Annotated in this window: 15 protein-coding genes; 8 read left to right on the top strand and 7 right to left on the bottom strand. The window is 63.7% G+C overall.

What is annotated here, in order from left to right:
- Positions 1–161: 161 nt before the first annotated feature.
- Complete coding sequence (locus BM186_RS23610) at positions 162–3,041, top strand: EAL domain-containing protein (RefSeq protein ID WP_074918746.1); 2,880 nt, start codon at positions 162–164, stop codon at positions 3,039–3,041.
- Here the strand turns inward: BM186_RS23610 and BM186_RS23605 are convergent.
- From BM186_RS23605 to rpmB, 3 genes are all read right to left on the bottom strand, one after another.
- Positions 3,029–4,243 carry an HDOD domain-containing protein gene (locus BM186_RS23605; protein WP_074918744.1) on the bottom strand — a complete coding sequence of 405 codons (1,215 nt, stop codon included), beginning with the start codon at positions 4,241–4,243 and terminating at the stop codon, positions 3,029–3,031. The genes BM186_RS23610 and BM186_RS23605 overlap by 13 nt on opposite strands.
- Before the next feature lie 285 nt (positions 4,244–4,528).
- On the bottom strand, positions 4,529–4,684 hold the full coding sequence (rpmG, locus tag BM186_RS23600; RefSeq protein WP_003464575.1) for a 50S ribosomal protein L33: 156 nt from the start codon (positions 4,682–4,684) through the stop codon (positions 4,529–4,531).
- A 10-nt stretch (positions 4,685–4,694) separates the two neighbouring features.
- Positions 4,695–4,931 (bottom strand): 50S ribosomal protein L28, encoded by a 237-nt coding sequence (gene rpmB, locus BM186_RS23595; RefSeq protein ID WP_003242523.1) that lies wholly within the window; start codon positions 4,929–4,931, stop codon positions 4,695–4,697.
- 345 nt (positions 4,932–5,276) lie between these two features.
- Between rpmB and BM186_RS23590 the strand changes: the two genes are divergently transcribed.
- Positions 5,277–6,854: an ABC transporter substrate-binding protein gene (locus BM186_RS23590; RefSeq protein ID WP_074918742.1), complete on the top strand. Its 1,578-nt coding sequence runs from the start codon at positions 5,277–5,279 to the stop codon at positions 6,852–6,854.
- A gap of 44 nt (positions 6,855–6,898) precedes the next feature.
- Here BM186_RS23590 and radC read toward each other — a convergent pair whose 3' ends face one another.
- Positions 6,899–7,573 (bottom strand): RadC family protein, encoded by a 675-nt coding sequence (gene radC / locus BM186_RS23585; protein WP_072426180.1) that lies wholly within the window; start codon positions 7,571–7,573, stop codon positions 6,899–6,901.
- A gap of 140 nt (positions 7,574–7,713) precedes the next feature.
- On the opposite strand from radC, the gene coaBC reads away from it, so the two are divergent.
- From coaBC to BM186_RS23560, 5 genes are all read left to right on the top strand, one after another.
- The gene (gene coaBC, locus BM186_RS23580; RefSeq protein ID WP_072426179.1) at positions 7,714–8,922 is read left to right on the top strand and encodes a bifunctional phosphopantothenoylcysteine decarboxylase/phosphopantothenate--cysteine ligase CoaBC; all 1,209 of its coding nucleotides are present in this window, start codon (positions 7,714–7,716) and stop codon (positions 8,920–8,922) included.
- A gap of 2 nt (positions 8,923–8,924) precedes the next feature.
- Complete coding sequence (dut, locus tag BM186_RS23575; protein ID WP_072426178.1) at positions 8,925–9,380, top strand: dUTP diphosphatase; 456 nt, start codon at positions 8,925–8,927, stop codon at positions 9,378–9,380.
- Between the two features lie 1,237 nt (positions 9,381–10,617).
- Positions 10,618–12,012 carry a phosphomannomutase/phosphoglucomutase gene (gene algC / locus BM186_RS26785; protein WP_196448639.1) on the top strand — a complete coding sequence of 465 codons (1,395 nt, stop codon included), beginning with the start codon at positions 10,618–10,620 and terminating at the stop codon, positions 12,010–12,012.
- A gap of 24 nt (positions 12,013–12,036) precedes the next feature.
- Positions 12,037–12,942, top strand: coding sequence for an acetylglutamate kinase (gene argB / locus BM186_RS23565; protein ID WP_059392869.1), 906 nt, complete (start codon positions 12,037–12,039; stop codon positions 12,940–12,942).
- Between the two features lie 367 nt (positions 12,943–13,309).
- Positions 13,310–13,756, top strand: coding sequence for an acyl-CoA thioesterase (locus BM186_RS23560; RefSeq protein ID WP_074918738.1), 447 nt, complete (start codon positions 13,310–13,312; stop codon positions 13,754–13,756).
- An 11-nt stretch (positions 13,757–13,767) separates the two neighbouring features.
- On the opposite strand, the gene BM186_RS23555 is transcribed toward BM186_RS23560, so the two are convergent.
- Together BM186_RS23555 and pyrE are read right to left on the bottom strand one after the other, a co-directional pair.
- Positions 13,768–14,370 (bottom strand): DUF4124 domain-containing protein, encoded by a 603-nt coding sequence (locus BM186_RS23555; RefSeq protein ID WP_017676061.1) that lies wholly within the window; start codon positions 14,368–14,370, stop codon positions 13,768–13,770.
- Positions 14,371–14,390: 20 nt separating this feature from the next.
- Positions 14,391–15,032 carry an orotate phosphoribosyltransferase gene (gene pyrE, locus BM186_RS23550; RefSeq protein WP_013717752.1) on the bottom strand — a complete coding sequence of 214 codons (642 nt, stop codon included), beginning with the start codon at positions 15,030–15,032 and terminating at the stop codon, positions 14,391–14,393.
- A gap of 80 nt (positions 15,033–15,112) precedes the next feature.
- On the opposite strand from pyrE, the gene BM186_RS23545 reads away from it, so the two are divergent.
- Complete coding sequence (locus tag BM186_RS23545; protein ID WP_017676062.1) at positions 15,113–15,892, top strand: exodeoxyribonuclease III; 780 nt, start codon at positions 15,113–15,115, stop codon at positions 15,890–15,892.
- 59 nt (positions 15,893–15,951) lie between these two features.
- Here BM186_RS23545 and BM186_RS23540 read toward each other — a convergent pair whose 3' ends face one another.
- Positions 15,952–16,323, bottom strand: a complete 372-nt coding sequence (locus BM186_RS23540) for a DUF4870 domain-containing protein (protein ID WP_074918736.1) — start codon at positions 16,321–16,323, stop codon at positions 15,952–15,954.
- Between the last annotated feature and the right edge of the window lie 10 nt (positions 16,324–16,333).

Below are 16,333 nucleotides of genomic sequence, written 5' to 3'. Positions count from 1 at the left end.
GGGGGCGCAGCCATTCGTCGTCGCGCGACCCGACGGATGAGACTCGCAGCGCAATCATCGCGCCAGTAGTCGGCTAGAATTGCCCTGCGCCCGACCGCTCCTCAGACCCGACAGCGTCCACCGGACTTCGGCGCCCTCGTAGTTGCCATGAGGCGCCCAGGATGCTTCGACCGCTTCGCTCACTGATATTGCTGCTTTGCCTGGCCTGCGTCGTGCCGGCCTGGGCGGCCAGTGCGCTGCCGCTGCTCAAGCTCAGCGCTGCCGATCTGGCCGCGCCGGTGAGCATCGAGCACAGCCTGCTGTTGGAAGATCCGAGCGGCCAACTGAGCGCCAGCGAGGTATTGCAGCGCATCACGCAAGAGGGCCGCCAGGTTCAGGGTACCGCCCGCATCGGCTATACACGCAGCGCCTGGTGGCTCGCCGTGCAATTGCAGACACCGCCAGCCGAACGCCTGCAACTGATCATCGGCCAGACCTTCCTCGATGATCTGGAGGTCTGGCTGTTCGATGGCGAGCAGTCGCTCGGGCCACTGTACAGCGGCGCAAAACGTCCATTCGCCGAACGTGGCGAGCCCTATCCACAGTTTCTGCTCAACCTGCCACGCCTGGACGATGGCCCGCACAGCCTGCTGCTGCGCGTGCAGAGTCATTCGGCGATCAACCTGCCGTTGCAGGTGGTCGGCGCCGCACAAGGCCAACAACTGATCGCTTACAGCTGGCTACAGAGCGGCCTGCTGATCGGCGCCCTGCTCGCCCTGGCACTGTTCTATCTGGTCAAGTTCAGCACCCTGCGCGAAGCGCAACTGGCCTACTTCAGCCTCACCTCGTTGTGCGTGGCGCTATACAACACCAGCCTGTACAACATTGCCGGCCTGCTCTGGCCGCAGTGGACGCTGCTGCCCAAATTGCTGATCAATCTACCCACCGCCGGGATGATGATCTTCAGCTCGCTGTTCATCGCCAGCGCCCTGGGCCTGAAACTTGGACGTCTGCGCTGGCTGCGCGATGCCCTGTTCGCGGCCACCCTGCTGGTCAGCATCGGCGGCGTCTTCGTCGACCATCCCCACGCCTACCAGACCCTCAACCTGCTGACGCTGGCCACCGGGCTGTATCAGTTGCTGCTGATGATCCTCGGCGTCTACCAGCGCCGCCCCTACGCCCCCGGATACATGCTGTGCTGGAGCGCCGCACTGGTGCTGATGTTGCTGGTGCCGCTGAGCCGCGCCGGACTGATTCCGCTGCCCGCCGGTTTCTATGCGCTTTACGCCTACCTGCCGGCACTGAGCATGCTGCTGTTCGGCGCCCTGCTCGACAAGCAGCTGGAGCGCGTGCGCCGCGTGCTGCTGAGCAGCCAGGCGCAGGCCATCGACAACCTGGAGCAGTACCAGGCGCTGTTTCGCCACAGCGGCGAGGGCATCTTCCGCTGTGACCACGACGGCAGGCTGCTGGAAGCCAACCCAAGCCTGGCACGCCTGCTCGGCAGCGATACACCGGCCGTGCAGTTGGTCGGATTGCCGCTACAGCGACTGCTCGGTGAAACCCAGTGGCGCGAGCTGCTGCAGCAACTCGACACCGAGGCCGGCACGGTCGCCTGCGAATGCCAGTTGTACGACCTGAAACAGCGTCCACTGTGGGTCTACCTGTCGTTGCATCTGCGCCCTCAGCGAGACCGCATCGAAGGCATCGTGGTCGATCTCAGCGAACGCCGCGCGCTCGAGGAGCGCCTGCAACAGCTGGCCGCGCATGACGCGCTGACCGGTCTGCTCAACCGCCGCGAACTGGAAAGGCTGCTCTCGGAAACTCTGGGCGGCAACACCAAGCGCCGCTTCAGCCATCTGCTGCACCTGAGCCTGGACCGCTTCAAGCAGGTCAACGACCTCTGTGGCCACTCCGCCGGTGACCAGTTGCTCAGGCAACTGGCAACCCAGCTCGCGCACCAGTTGCCGCGCCATGCCGAGCTGGCCCGCGTCGGCGGTGACGAGTTCGCCGTGCTGCTGCGCGAAGTCGATGACGAGGCCGCCCTCAAGCAGGCCGAGGCCTTGCGCCGGGCGGTCGAACAGTTCGTCTTCACCTGGCAGGGGCGCCCCTTTCGTCTCCACACCAGCATCGGCCTGCTCGCCCTCGGCTCTGGCGTACGCGACTGGGAGACCGCACTGACCTGGGCCAGCAGCGCCAGCCAGTTGGCCAAGCACCAGGGCCGCAATCGCGTGTGCCAGTTCAACCCGGAAGATGGCGCGCTGCTCGAACATCAACGCCAGTTGCAGTGGATAACCCGCCTGCGTGAAGCCTGCGAACGCGGTCATTTCGAGCTGTTCTACCAACCGGTACAAGCGCTGCAGAGTGCCACTGCCGGCCTGCACTACGAAGTCCTGCTGCGCTACCGCGATCCGCAGAGTGGCGAGTGGATCAGCCCGGCGCAATTTCTCGATGCAGCGGCGCGTTATGACTTTCTCGGCGCCATCGACCGCTGGGTCGTCCAGCATCTATGCGCCTGGCTGGCCGCCAACCCACGGCACCTGGCGCAGCTGGCTCAGGTCAACGTCAACCTCAGCGCCAACTCTCTGCTCGATTCCGACTTCCACCGTTTGCTGCAGAATGAGCTGCAGCACCAGGGTCTACCGCCCGGAAAGTTCTGCATCGAAGTGACGGAAATGGTCGCCTTGGGTGAGCTGGGCGTCTCCGCCCAGTGGATCGAGGAACTACGCAGCAAGGGGCTGAAAGTCGCCCTGGACGATTTTGGCAGCGGCTTCGCCTCCTACGCTTATCTGCGTCACCTGCCGCTGGACATCCTCAAGATCGACGGCAGCTTTATCAGCGGTATCGAGAACGACCCGATCAACCAGGCCATGGTCGGCTCGATGCGCCAGATCGCCGGGCAACTGGGCCTGCTCACCGTCGCCGAATTCGTCGAGACCCAGGCCAGTCTGGACTGCCTGCGCCGCCTGGGCATCGACTATGCCCAAGGCTACTTCGTTGGCCGCCCGCAGCCCTTGCGGAAACTGGCCGACGACGCGCGTCGCCACGACACTCAGGAAGCCTGATAGAGCGCCACCGGTACGCGCTCGAGCAGCGCCGGGTCCAGGCGCAACATGCGCACGCAGCGCGCTTCGACCAGGCTGGCTGGCAGCTCGTTGTTCGGCAGGGCCAGCAACAGACCGGTGAGGTTGAGCACCAGCGCCTCACGCGAGAACACGCCGCTGCCCAGGCCATAGAGCGCTGCGATCAGCTCTCGCAGGCCGAACGGCAATCGCCAGCGGATACGCAGGGCCGAACCGAAGCTCGCCGAGCGGCGCAGCATCGCATCGTCGATCTGCTCGTTGCTCAGTTCACCACCCGCTTCCTGCCAGTCCTGCAGGCTGCGCAGCAGGGACAGTTCGCCCAAATTGTGCAGCAGACCAGCGGTATAGCAGAGCTCCGCGTCCAGCTTCAGTTCGAGCGCCAGCCAGCGCGCCAGCTCGGCGCTGCGTCGCGCCTGCTGCCAGGTATGCGCAGCCAATTCTGCCAGGCGTAGGTCACGCAGCTGGGCATTACGCTGCAGCGCCAAGCCCAGCACAAGATTCAGCGTGCGCGCCACACCCAGGCGCTGCAGCGCCTGGGTCAGGGTATGACAAGGCACACCCTGATGCTGCGCGGCGGTGCTGGCGGCAGCGATCAGCAGCGCGGTGATCTGCGGGTCGCTGCCGAATACCGCCTCCAGCTCGCCCAGGTCCTGCTCGCCGGCCTGCAGCCCCTGGCTCACGGCATTGCGTACATCGCTGAGCAGCGGCGCGCCCTGCCCCTCTTCGCGCACCGTATCGAGATAGTCACGCAGCTCACTGAGCAACAGCGGCTGACGCACCGCCACCGCGGCCGCAGGCGCGGGCAACAATGTGCGCAGGCGCTGACGCAGACTCTCGGCATTGAAGGGCTTGGCCAGATAGGCACTGGGTGCCAGCGGCCGCGCGGCGCGCACGCTGCTGGCATCCAGGCGACCGCTGATGAGTACGAACGGCAGCGCCGGTGTACGCGGGTGACGGCGCAACTGGCGCAGCAGCTCCAGGCCATCGAGCCCCGGCAGCTCGCCATCGGCGATCACCAGATCGGGCAAGCGCCGCTTGCAGCGCGCCAGAGCCGCCTGACCATCGCTGACCTGTAGCACACGGGCATCGCCACACACGTCGAGCACCAGTTGCTGCAACAGGTTGGACGTCCAGGGATCCGCCTCGGCAATCAGGACTTCCACACAATGAGCTGAAGCGGTCATGCGAGCCTCTGGGCGAATGACGAACGGAGGATGCCCGAACCCCATGTACCCACATCCACCAAAAAGCTGATGGATGAGTCAGTTCCACGGCAACGGCGCAGTCTAAACCGAGGTGTTGTGTGACGTAAGTCGCAGGTGAGCGAGTTGCGCAAAAAAAATGCGCGACCAATAGCCGCGCCAACCGACCCGTGCAAATGAGCTGCGCAGGCGCGAGTCCGAGGGGAAAACACGGACAAAAAAAAGCCCGCCGATTAGGGCGGGCTTCTTTGCCAGGCAGCCGATCAATTACTTGATCTTGGCTTCCTTGTACATCACGTGCTTGCGTACGACCGGATCGAATTTCTTGATTTCGATCTTGTCGGGGGTGGTGCGCTTGTTCTTGTCGGTGGTGTAGAAATGGCCGGTACCGGCGCTGGACACCAAACGGATCAGTTCACGCATGACTCTCTCCTTAAACCTTTTCGCCGCGAGCGCGCAGCTCAGCCAGCACTACGTCGATGCCACGCTTGTCGATGACGCGCATGCCTTTGGCAGATACGCGCAGACGCACGAAGCGCTTCTCGGACTCGACCCAGAAGCGATGGTGCTGCAGGTTCGGCAGGAAACGACGACGGGTTTTGTTGTTTGCGTGGGAAATGTTGTTCCCGGTTACCGGACCCTTACCGGTAACTTGACAGACTCTCGACATGCCTCAGCCCTCTAAAACCACATGCCCAACCCGGCATGGGTTGGCCGCTTAAACTCAATGTCATTGGCGCTCGGCGCCGCGTTTCTCGAGGGTCTTACCGGGCGCACTGGATAGCGCAAGAACCGGGCCCCTAGAAAAGAGCGCTGCTTTATACCAGAAAGCCCTGGGAGCAACAAGGAAAAACGCAGGATAAAACCCAACCCCGAGCCAGCTGACCCGCCGGGGGCCGGCCCGTTGGGGCCTGATCAAGATTTGACCGCTCGTCGCCTCGGTCGGGTATTCAGTGCATGGCAAATCGACTAGGGTTGCAAGCTTGCCGTTCACGCCAGGAATGAGGACTTCACCATGCGCCTGTTGCTCGCTACTCTACTGTGCACCCCGATCCTGGCCCAGGCCGCCACCCTCAGCGTGTGCACCGAAGCCAGCCCGGAGGGTTTCGACGTGGTGCAGTACAACTCGCTGACCACCACCAATGCCTCGGCCGACATGCTGATGAACCGCCTGGTGGAGTTCGACGCCGAGCAGGGCAAACTGCTGCCGAGCCTGGCGCGCAGTTGGTCGATCTCCGAAGACGGCCTGATCTACGACTTCAAACTACGCGACGACGTGCAATTTCACCACAGCGCCGACTTCACGCCCAGCCGCACTCTCGATGCCCAGGACGTGCTCTTCAGTTTCCAGCGCATGCTCGACGAGCAGCACCCCTGGCACAAGGTTGCCGCCAGTGGTTACCCACACGCCCAGTCGATGCAGTGGCCAAGCCTGATCGCCAAGGTCGAGGCGCCGGATGCGCATAGCGTGCGTATTACCCTGAACCGCCGTGATGCGACCTTCCTCGCCACCCTGAGCATGGGCTTCGCCTCGATCTATTCCGCCGAATACGCCGACCAGCTAATGGCTGCCGGCAACCCGCAGAAGCTCAACAGCGCGCCCATCGGCAGCGGCCCGTTCGTCTTCGAGCGTTTCCAGAAGGATGCCGCCGTGCGCTACAGCGCCAACCCGGAGTATTTCGCCGGCAAGCCGGGCGTGGACCGGGTGATCTTCGCCATCACCCCAGACAGCAACGTGCGCCTGCAGAAGCTGCGCCGCGGCGAATGCCAGATCGCCCTGTCGCCGAAACCGCAGGACGTACAGGCCATCGCCGGCGACACCAAGCTGAAAAGCGCACAGACCGCCGCCTTCATGACCGCCTTCGTCGGCATCAACAGCCAGCATCCACCACTGGACAAACCGCAAGTGCGCCAGGCGATCAACCTGGCCTTCGACAAGGCCAGCTACGTCAAGGCCGTGTTCGAGGGCAGCGCCGAGCCGGCCAATGGCCCGTACCCGCCGAACACCTGGAGCTACGCCAGCGAACTGCCCGGCTATGCGCATGATCCGGCCAAGGCCCGCACCCTGCTGGCCGAGGCTGGTCTGGCAGGGGGGTTCAAGACCACCATCTGGACCCGCCCCAGCGGCAGCCTGCTCAATCCCAACCCCAGCCTCGGCGCGCAACTGCTGCAGGCGGATCTGGCCAAGGTGGGCATCGACGCCGAAATTCGCGTGATCGAATGGGGCGAGCTGATCCGCCGCGCCAAAGCCGGCGAGCACGACCTGCTGTTCATGGGCTGGGCTGGCGACAACGGCGACCCGGATAACTTCCTCACCCCGCAATTCGCCTGCGCCTCGGTGCAGTCAGGGCTGAACTTCGCCCGCTACTGCGACGAAACGCTGGACAAGCTGATCGCGGACGGCAAGGCCAGCAGCGACCAGAATCAGCGCAGCCGCCTTTATCACCAGGCGCAGCAGATCATTCAGGAGCAGGCTCTGTGGCTGCCGCTGGCCCACCCGACCGCCTTCGCGTTGCTCAGCAGCAAGGTCGAGGGTTATAAGGTCAGTCCGTTCGGTCGGCAGAATTTTGCCTCGGTGCAGATCGCACCATAAGGCGCCATCGTGGTGGGCTGAAGCCCACCCTACACCCGAACCAGCTACATCCAGCCCAGCTCGGCCATCGACAGCGGTTCACCATCGCCAACGATGAAATGGTCGAGCACGCGCACCTCGACCAGCGCCAGAGCATCCTTGAGCCGCTGGGTCAGTACGCGGTCGGCCTGGCTAGGTTCCGACACGCCCGATGGGTGGTTATGGGTAAGAATGACGGCGGCGGCATTGTTGGCCAGCGCTCGCTTGACCACCTGCCGCGGATAGACGCTGGCGCTGTCGATGCTGCCGCGAAACAGCACCTCGAAGGCCAGCACACGGTGCTTGGCATCGAGAAACAGGCAGCCGAACACCTCATGCGGTTCGTGGCGCAGCTGCGCCTTGAGGTAATCGCGCACCGCCTGCGGGCTTTCCAGCGCCGAATCGCGGCGCAGCCGCTCGGCCAAATGCCGTCTGGCCATCTCCAGCACGGCCTGCAGCTGTGCGTACTTGGCCGGCCCCAGGCCCAGGTGCTGGCTGAAGCCGGGCAGATCAGCCTCCAGCAGCGCACGCAGGCTGCCGAACTCGGCGAGCAGCCGGCGCGCCAGATCTACCGCACTGCAACCGGCCACGCCAGTGCGCAGGAAGATTGCCAGTAATTCGGCGTCGGTCAGCGCGGCAGCGCCTTGCGCCAGGAGTTTTTCCCGCGGACGCTCCGCCGCGGGCCAGTCGCGAATGCTCATAGGGCACCTCCATGTCGAGCCAGGCGCCCGCTGTTCCGCTGCGGGCGCTGTGCTATCGTAGCCCATCTTTTTACACGGGGCCGGCCTGGGGAGGCGTTGGTCACGTGGCGCACATCCACCGGTTTATAAAAGGCAGGCCTATGCAGCGGCTGTATCGCAAACGCATCATCGTCGGCGTGGGGGGCGGTATTGCTGCCTACAAGAGCGCCGAACTGGTTCGCCGACTCAAGGATCAAGGCGCCGAAGTCCGCGTGGTGATGACCCAGGGCGGACGCGAGTTCATCACCCCGCTGACCCTGCAGGCCCTGTCCGGCCATCCCGTGCACCTCGACCTGCTCGACCCGGCCGCCGAAGCGGCGATGGGCCATATCGAACTGGCGCGCTGGGCCGATCTGATCCTCATCGCTCCTGCCACCGCCGACCTTATCGCGCGCCTCGCGCAGGGCGTGGCCAACGACCTGCTGACCACCCTGGTACTGGCTACCGATGCGCCGATTGCTCTGGCTCCGGCGATGAACCAGGCCATGTGGCGCGACGCAGCCACCCAGGCCAACCTCGAATTGCTGCAAAATCGCGGCATGCGCCTGTTCGGCCCGGCATCCGGCAGCCAGGCCTGTGGCGATGTCGGCCTCGGTCGCATGCTCGAACCCAATGATCTGGCCCAGCTGGCCGCCGACTGCTTCCAGCGCCAGGCGCTCGATGGCCTGCATATCCTGATCACCGCTGGCCCGACTCAGGAAAACATCGACCCGGTGCGCTACATCACCAACCACAGCTCCGGCAAGATGGGCTTCGCCCTGGCCGAGGCCGCCGCCGAAGCCGGCGCGCGCGTGACCCTGGTCAGCGGCCCGGTGCATCTGCCGACGCCGGACCGGGTCAGCCGCATCGACGTGGTCAGCGCCCGCGACATGCTTGCCGCTTGCGAAGCGGCGATGCCCTGCGACGTGCTGATCGCCGCCGCCGCGGTGGCCGACTACCGCCCGGAAGTGGTAGCCCAGCACAAATTGAAGAAAGACCCCAGCAGTGGCGAAGGGATGCTCCTGCAAATGGTGCGCAACCCGGATATCCTCGCCACCATCGCCGGTCGCGAGGATCGCCCGTTCAGCGTGGGCTTCGCCGCCGAGACCGAGAACCTGCTCGAATACGCCTCGCGCAAGCTGCGCGACAAGAATCTCGACCTGATCGTCGCCAATGATGTGGCCAACCCCAGCATCGGCTTCAATAGTGAAGAGAACGCCATCACCGTGATCGACCGTGGGCTGCAGCAAACCAGTTTCGCCCAGACCAGCAAGGGCAAGATCGCCCGCCAGTTGATCACCCTTATCGCCGAACGACTGAACAAGAACTGACCATGCACGCTCTGCAAGCCAAGATCCTCGATCCCCGCCTCGGCCAGGAATTCCCGCTGCCGCAATACGCCACACCCGGTTCCGCCGGCCTCGACCTGCGCGCCATGCTCAAGGACGAGATCGTCCTCGAGCCAGGCCAGACCGTGCTGATCCCCACCGGCCTGTCGATTTACATTGGCGACCCTGGCCTGGCCGCGATGATCCTGCCGCGCTCGGGTCTGGGCCACAAACACGGCATCGTCCTCGGCAACCTGGTCGGCCTGATCGACTCGGACTATCAGGGCGAACTGATGGTGTCGTGCTGGAACCGTGGTCAGACGCCTTTCACCATCGCCATCGGCGAGCGTATCGCGCAGTTGGTGCTGGTGCCTGTGGTGCAGGCCCACTTCGAGCTGGTCGAGCAGTTCGACGAGACCCAACGTGGCGCCGGCGGCTTCGGCCACTCCGGTAGCCACTGATTCATATACCCCACAGGACGACCCGCCGAGGAGCACCTACGTGAAACTCTTCAAGCGTACCGCCAAGGAAGCCGACACGGCTGCCAGCCTGGTGCCGAGCAAGCCCAAGAGCAAGACGGCGAACCCCTCACTGGGCCCCCTGCTACCCGGTCTGCTGGCCGCCGTGATCGGCGGGGCCGCAGGCGCCGCGCTGCTGTGGTTTGCCGACAACAGCAGCAGCCAGGCACGCCAGGCAGAGCTGGTACAGGCCATTGGCAGCAACCAGGCCGCTGCCGTGCAACAGGCGCTCAAGCAATTGCAGGCCGACAGCCTCGCCGCGGCGCGCAACCCGGAGTTATTGCAAGCACTGCAAAGCGGCGACAACCTGCGGGTCAGCGAAGTCGAACGGCGCCTGGGCTACTGGGATGGCGTCATCGATGCCCATCTCAATCGCCGCGGCGAAGCGGTACAGAACACCTCTCGCGCCGCACCGATGAACTTCGCCGGCCTGGATATGCTGCGCCGTACTGAAAGCGGCCAGCAACCCGCTACCGAAGCCTATCGCGTGGGTGAGCGCTGGCTGGCCTACAGCGCCGTGGCCCTGCGCCTGAGTGAGAATCAGCCGGCCCAGGGTACGCTGCTGCTGGCCTTCGACCTGCAGCGGCTACTCGCAGCTATGCCGGCGCTCCCGCCCGAGTATGGGCAGGTGCAGCTGGTGCAGCAGTTCGCCAACACACCAGCGCAGGTGCTGCTACAGCGCGGCCAGGCAGGCGACGCAGCCGCCGCGCAGACCTTCGCCACCGGCAATCCGTACTGGAAGATCAGCTTCACCCCCGGCCCCGGCCTGGCTCAAGGCAGCATTTCTCCAGCGTTGCTCGGTCTCGCGTTCCTGCTTGCACTGGGCGGTGCCCTGATCGGCATGGTTCTGGTGCAGGGCGCGCTGCAGCGGCGCGTCAATCTCGACGCCCAGCAACTCGGGCAAATGCTCAAAGAACTCTCCGCCGGTAAGAACGTCAAAGCCTTCAGCCTCAGCCTGCCGGTGCTCGATGCGCTGGCCCAGAGCCTGGCACGATTGCCGCGCCGCAGTAGCGCTGAAGGCAGCAGTACCCCCGTTAAAGGAACAGCCGCGGCACCCGCCGCTCAGCCGGCAGCCAAGCCAGCCGAGCTGGTCGACCCGCTGTTTCAGGACACCGATATCCTCGATATCGACATTCTCGATGAAGACCAGGATCTCCTGGGACTGGAGCAGAGCCCCGCAATGAGCACTAGCCAAAGCGCCCCGAAACTTCCCGCCGACATTTTCCGCGCCTACGACATCCGTGGCGTGGTGGGCGATACCCTGACCGCCGAATATGCCTACTGGATTGGCCGCGCCATCGGCTCGCAGAGCCTGGCCCAGGGCGAGCCCAAGGTCATCGTTGGCCGCGACGGCCGCCTCTCCGGCCCGGAACTGCTGCAGCAACTGGTACAGGGCCTGCTCGACTGCGGCTGCGAAGTGACCGATATCGGCATGGTGCCGACCCCGGTGGTGTACTTCGCTGCCAACGTGCTGGAAGGCCGCTCGGCCGTGATGCTCACCGGCAGCCACAATCCGCCGGACTACAACGGCTTCAAGATCATCATCGCCGGCGACACCCTGGCCAACGAACAGATCCTCGCGCTGAAGACGCGCCTGGACAACAACGACCTGGCCACAGGCGTCGGCAGCGTGCAGCAGGTCGACGTGCTGCAGCGCTACTTCAAGACCATTCGTGACGACATCGCCCTGGCCAAGCCACTGCGCGTGGTGGTCGACTGCGGCAATGGCGCCGCTGGCGTGATCGCCCCGCAACTGATCGAAGCTCTGGGCTGCAGCGTGATTCCGCTGTTCTGCGAAGTGGACGGCACCTTCCCCAACCACCACCCGGATCCGGGCAAACCGGAGAACCTGGTCGACCTGATCGCCCGCGTCAAAGCGGAAAACGCCGACCTGGGCCTGGCCTTCGATGGCGACGGTGACCGCGTCGGCGTGGTGACCAACACCGGCAACATCGTCTACCCCGACCGCCTGCTGATGCTGTTCGCCAAGGACGTGGTCTCGCGCAACCCCGGCGCCGACATCATCTTCGACGTCAAATGCACCCGTCGCCTGACCCCGCTGATCAGCGGCTACGGCGGTCGCCCGGTGATGTGGAAGACCGGCCATTCGCTGATCAAGAAGAAAATGAAGGAAACCGGTGCCCTGCTGGCCGGCGAGATGAGCGGTCATATCTTCTTCAAGGAGCGCTGGTACGGTTTCGACGACGGCATCTACAGCGCTGCCCGTCTTCTGGAAATCCTCAGCCTGGAAAAACGCAACGCCGAGCAGGTGTTCAGCGCCTTCCCCAGCGACATTTCCACGCCGGAAATCAACATCAAGGTCACCGAGCAGACCAAGTTCGGCATGATCGAACGCCTGCAGCGTGAAGGCCAGTGGGGCGAGGCGAACATCACCAGCATCGACGGTGTACGCGTCGATTATCCCAAGGGCTGGGGCCTGATTCGTGCGTCCAACACCACGCCGGTGCTGGTACTGCGCTTCGAGGCCGACACCCAGGAAGAGCTGGAGCGTATCCAGGATGTGTTCCGCGCCCAACTGCTCAAGGTCGCCCCCGACCTGCAACTGCCCTTTTGACCGATTTGTTCCAGGAGCCCCTGCATGACCCTCGAGCGTGACGCCGCTGCCCAGGTTGCCAAGGTACTGTCCGAAGCCCTGCCCTACATTCGCCGCTTCGTCGGCAAGACCCTGGTGATCAAGTACGGCGGCAACGCCATGGAAAGCGAGGAGCTCAAGCAGGGCTTCGCCCGCGACATCGTGCTGATGAAGGCGGTCGGCATCAACCCGGTGGTGGTGCACGGCGGCGGCCCGCAGATCGGTGATTTGCTCAAGCGCCTGTCCATCGAGAGCCACTTCATCGACGGTATGCGTGTCACTGACACCGCCACCATGGACGTGGTGGAAATGGTGCTCGGTGGCCAGGTCAACAAGAGCATCGTCAACCTGATCAACCAGCATGGCGGCAGCGCCATCGGCCTGACCGGTAAAGATGCCGGCCTGATCCGCGCCAGGAAGCTCACGGTCAGCCGCCAGACCCCTGAGATGACCCAGCCGGAAATCATCGACATCGGTCATGTCGGCGAGGTCACCGGGGTCAACACCGACCTGCTCAACATGCTGGTCAAGGGCGACTTCATCCCGGTCATCGCGCCCATCGGCGTCGGTCCGGGCGGCGAGTCCTACAACATCAACGCCGACCTGGTCGCTGGCAAGGTGGCTGAGGCGCTGAAGGCCGAGAAACTGATGCTGCTGACCAACATCGCTGGCCTGATGAACAAGCAGGGTGAGGTGCTCACCGGCCTCACTACCGAGCAGGTCAACGATCTTATTGCCGACGGCACCATCTACGGCGGCATGCTGCCGAAGATCAAATGCGCCCTGGAAGCGGTGCAGGGTGGCGTGACCAGTTCGCACATCATCGATGGCCGTGTACCCAATGCTGTGCTGTTGGAGATCTTCACCGATATCGGCAACGGCACCATGATCAGCAACCGCAAACGCCCTTAGACAGCGGCCGCCACGCGGCCTTCTGATGACCCTCTCCCGCTTGCGGGGCGAAGAGGCGCGCTTTTGGAAGCACTGCTTCCTGCGCCGATGAGCGCCTGATCGCTGGCGATCAGGCCGGGGCGCGGAGCGGGGTGCCCGCAGGGCGGGAGAGGGCAAGATTCCACACGCCCTCTTCAGATAAACGAGTACAAACCAAAGCCTGGTGCCCCTAGGGTAGGCCCGGCAAGCGCAGGGCAATCCATAGTTGGTACGTACCCCGGTACCGACCATCGAGCAGTCTTATCGCAAGCCATCCGCACACCGACTCGAACTTGCCGCAACCCTCCTCAACATGCACGCTCACCAGCCCCCCTGATAAGGAACGCCCATGAGCAGCCTGCCCGAACTCAGCCAGTTCAGTTTCCTCCACGCGTTGCGCGTGCGCTGGGCCGAAGTCGATCCGCAAAGCATCGTCTTCAATGGCCACTACCTGACCTACGCCGACGTTGCCATCACCGAATACTTTCGCGCGCTGGGCGTCGCCTATCCGGGTGACTTGGCACAGGACGGCGGCGACTTTTTCGCCATCCGCACCTTGCTCGAATACCGCGCCCCGGCGCGCTTCGACGATCAACTGCAGATTGGCGTGCGCAGCGCGCGTCTGGGCCGATCCAGCCTGACCTTTGCGCTCGGCATCTGGCGCGACGGCGAGCTACTGACCAGCGGCGAAATCGTCTATGTTCACGCCGACGGTGCGACACGCAGCAGCGCCCCGCTGCCGCAGTGGCTCAGGGAAAAGATCGAGAGTTTCGAGAACACTCAGCCGCAAGGCTGAATGACTGAGCCCTAAGGCTTTTTCTGCGGCTCGCCGAACAGCTCGGCCAGGCGCGCGCGATCAGCGGCAAAACCGGCCTCGGCCTGAGTGCGGGCTTCCTTGTAACGCGCGATATCACGCTGCAGGCGCTGCTGCTCTTCCTTGAGGTTGTTGATCTGCGCCAGCAAATGTTCCGGCACCTGGCGCCCGGCACGCTCATGGTCGGCGGCCTGGCTCTGCAGGTTGGCCTGCTGAGTACGCACCGACTGCAGATTGCCACGCGCGACGCTGGTGACGCTGTCGAGCTCGGCCAGCTTGCGCTCACGGGCACGGTCGACATCGTCAAGATTGGTGTACAGACGCAGCAACTGGGCATCGCTGCTGGCACGCGCCTTGTCCGCCTGCATACGGGCAAACTCTTCGGGCGTAGGGGCTGGCGGGATCACCCGTAGCACGCGCCCCTGATCATTGAGTACCTCGTACCCCTTGCCGATGAACTCGGGCGGCACGCCCTGGCGGCTGAGCACTGTCACGCCCTTGTCGTCGACATAACGATAGAGCTCGGCAGCCACCCCCGACAACGGCAGCAGCAGGCTACAAAGCAGCGTACAGCGGGTCAGGAGCGGTGCAGGCATAGGACGACCTTGTGCTAGGGCTAGATTCCGTACTCGGCGCGATAGGCCTCGACAGCCGGGAGATATTGCTTCAGTTCAGCATCCCCTGCCAGATATTCCAGTACCTGTTCGAGTGACACGATGCTCACTACGGGCATGCCGAAGTCGCGCTCGACTTCCTGAATGGCGGAAAGCTCGCCTTGACCACGCTCCTGACGGTTCAGCGCGATCAAGGTGCCGGCAGCCTGAGCGCCCTGCCCCTGGATGATCTGCATGACCTCACGGATTGCGGTGCCGGCAGTGATCACGTCATCGACGATCAGCACACGGCCCTTGAGCGGCGCGCCGACCAGGGTACCGCCCTCGCCATGGTCCTTGGCTTCCTTGCGGTTGAAGCACCAGGGCAGATCGCGCTGATGATGCTCGGCCAGCGCCACGGCAGTGGTCGCAGCCAGCGGAATGCCCTTGTAGGCCGGGCCGAACAGCACGTCGAAGTCGATCCCGCTATCGACGATGGCCGCCGCGTAGAAACGCCCCAGTTGAGCCAGCGCCAGACCACTGTCGAACAGGCCGGCATTGAAGAAATAAGGGCTGGTACGCCCGGACTTGAGGGTGAACTGACCGAAACGCAGAACACCGCGTTCGATGGCAAAGCGAATGAAATCGCGCTGGTACGCTTGCATGAAAAGTCCCGGACGGCACGGATTTAGCTAAATGAGGTGAGCTCGGGTATCATACACGCACGTGTTTTTGGGGGCCATTTATGCGGATCATCAGTGTGAACGTGAATGGTATTCAGGCTGCGGCCGAGCGAGGTCTGCTCAGCTGGCTGCAAGCCCAGAATGCCGACGTGATCTGCCTGCAAGACACCCGTGCCTCCGCCTTTGAAATGGACGACCAAGCCTTCCAACTGGATGGTTATTTCCTCTATGCATGCGACGGTGAAGTGCCCAGCCAAGGTGGCGTGGCGCTCTACTCGCGATTGCAACCCAAGGCGGTGATCAGCGGCCTCGGCTTCGAGATGGCCGATCGCTACGGGCGCTACCTGCAGGCCGATTTCGACAAGGTAAGTATCGCCACCCTGCTGCTGCCAAGCGGGCGGGACGGTGACGAGAGCTTGAATCAGAAATTCAAGTTCATGGACGACTTCACCCATTATCTGGACAAGCAACGCCGCAAGCGTCGCGAGTACATCTACTGCGGCTCGCTGCATGTAGCGCACCAGAAGCTGGACGTGAAGAACTGGCGTGACTGCCAGCAATCACCAGGTTTCCTGGCGCCCGAGCGCGCCTGGATGGACGAGGTGGTTGGCAATATGGGTTATGTCGATGCCCTGCGCGAAGTCAGCCGCGAAGGTGACCAGTTCAGTTGGTGGCCGGATAACGAGCAAGCGGAAATGCTCAACCTGGGCTACCGCTTCGACTACCAGCTGCTCACTCCGGGCATGCGCCGTAGTGTGCGCAGCGCACGCCTGCCACGTCAGCCGCGCTTCTCCCAGCATGCGCCGCTGATCGTCGATTACGACTGGATTCTCAGCATCTGATCGACAGGCAACAGGTATGAAAAAGCCGGCTGATCGCCGGCTTTTTGTTGCATGCAGGTTTACTTCACCAAACGCCAACTGAAGGGGTAGCGATAGGGTTGCCCTTCGTTGGCCTTGATACCCGCGATGATGGTCAACACCAGCGCCGCCAGGCCCAACAGCATCAGCAGCGGGAAGCCGATCACCACCACCATCAGAATGAAACAGACCACTGCGGCCAATGCCACGCTGATCTGGAAGTTCAGCGCTTCCTTGCCCTGCGCATCGACGAAGGGGTCGAGGTCTTTCTTGATCTGCCAGATGATCAGCGGGCCAAGCAGATTGCCGAAGGGGAACACCAGGCCGAGAAACGCGGCGAAGTGACAGAACATGGCCCACTGACGCGCCTCCTGACTGGGCGTCGGAAGCGGGTTTTGCATATCGTCATTCATCCTGGTGCTC

Source organism: Ectopseudomonas toyotomiensis (assembly GCF_900115695.1).
In the GTDB taxonomy this organism is placed as follows: Bacteria; Pseudomonadota; Gammaproteobacteria; order Pseudomonadales; family Pseudomonadaceae; genus Aquipseudomonas; species Aquipseudomonas toyotomiensis.
The sequence above is the reverse complement of the archived record's forward strand: the minus strand, read 5'-3'. Positions and strand labels throughout refer to the sequence as shown.

Excerpts from the sequence above, each read along its gene's own strand:
- BM186_RS23610 (WP_074918746.1), top strand. The coding sequence starts at position 162 with ATGCTTCGACCGCTTCGCTCACTGATATTGCTGCTTTGCCTGGCCTGC.
- BM186_RS23605 (WP_074918744.1), bottom strand. The coding sequence starts at position 4,243 with ATGACCGCTTCAGCTCATTGTGTGGAAGTCCTGATTGCCGAGGCGGAT.
- rpmG (WP_003464575.1), bottom strand. The coding sequence starts at position 4,684 with ATGCGTGAACTGATCCGTTTGGTGTCCAGCGCCGGTACCGGCCATTTC.
- rpmB (WP_003242523.1), bottom strand. The coding sequence starts at position 4,931 with ATGTCGAGAGTCTGTCAAGTTACCGGTAAGGGTCCGGTAACCGGGAAC.
- BM186_RS23590 (WP_074918742.1), top strand. The coding sequence starts at position 5,277 with ATGCGCCTGTTGCTCGCTACTCTACTGTGCACCCCGATCCTGGCCCAG.
- radC (WP_072426180.1), bottom strand. The coding sequence starts at position 7,573 with ATGAGCATTCGCGACTGGCCCGCGGCGGAGCGTCCGCGGGAAAAACTC.
- coaBC (WP_072426179.1), top strand. The coding sequence starts at position 7,714 with ATGCAGCGGCTGTATCGCAAACGCATCATCGTCGGCGTGGGGGGCGGT.
- dut (WP_072426178.1), top strand. The coding sequence starts at position 8,925 with ATGCACGCTCTGCAAGCCAAGATCCTCGATCCCCGCCTCGGCCAGGAA.
- algC (WP_196448639.1), top strand. The coding sequence starts at position 10,618 with ATGAGCACTAGCCAAAGCGCCCCGAAACTTCCCGCCGACATTTTCCGC.
- argB (WP_059392869.1), top strand. The coding sequence starts at position 12,037 with ATGACCCTCGAGCGTGACGCCGCTGCCCAGGTTGCCAAGGTACTGTCC.
- BM186_RS23560 (WP_074918738.1), top strand. The coding sequence starts at position 13,310 with ATGAGCAGCCTGCCCGAACTCAGCCAGTTCAGTTTCCTCCACGCGTTG.
- BM186_RS23555 (WP_017676061.1), bottom strand. The coding sequence starts at position 14,370 with ATGCCTGCACCGCTCCTGACCCGCTGTACGCTGCTTTGTAGCCTGCTG.
- pyrE (WP_013717752.1), bottom strand. The coding sequence starts at position 15,032 with ATGCAAGCGTACCAGCGCGATTTCATTCGCTTTGCCATCGAACGCGGT.
- BM186_RS23545 (WP_017676062.1), top strand. The coding sequence starts at position 15,113 with ATGCGGATCATCAGTGTGAACGTGAATGGTATTCAGGCTGCGGCCGAG.
- BM186_RS23540 (WP_074918736.1), bottom strand. The coding sequence starts at position 16,323 with ATGAATGACGATATGCAAAACCCGCTTCCGACGCCCAGTCAGGAGGCG.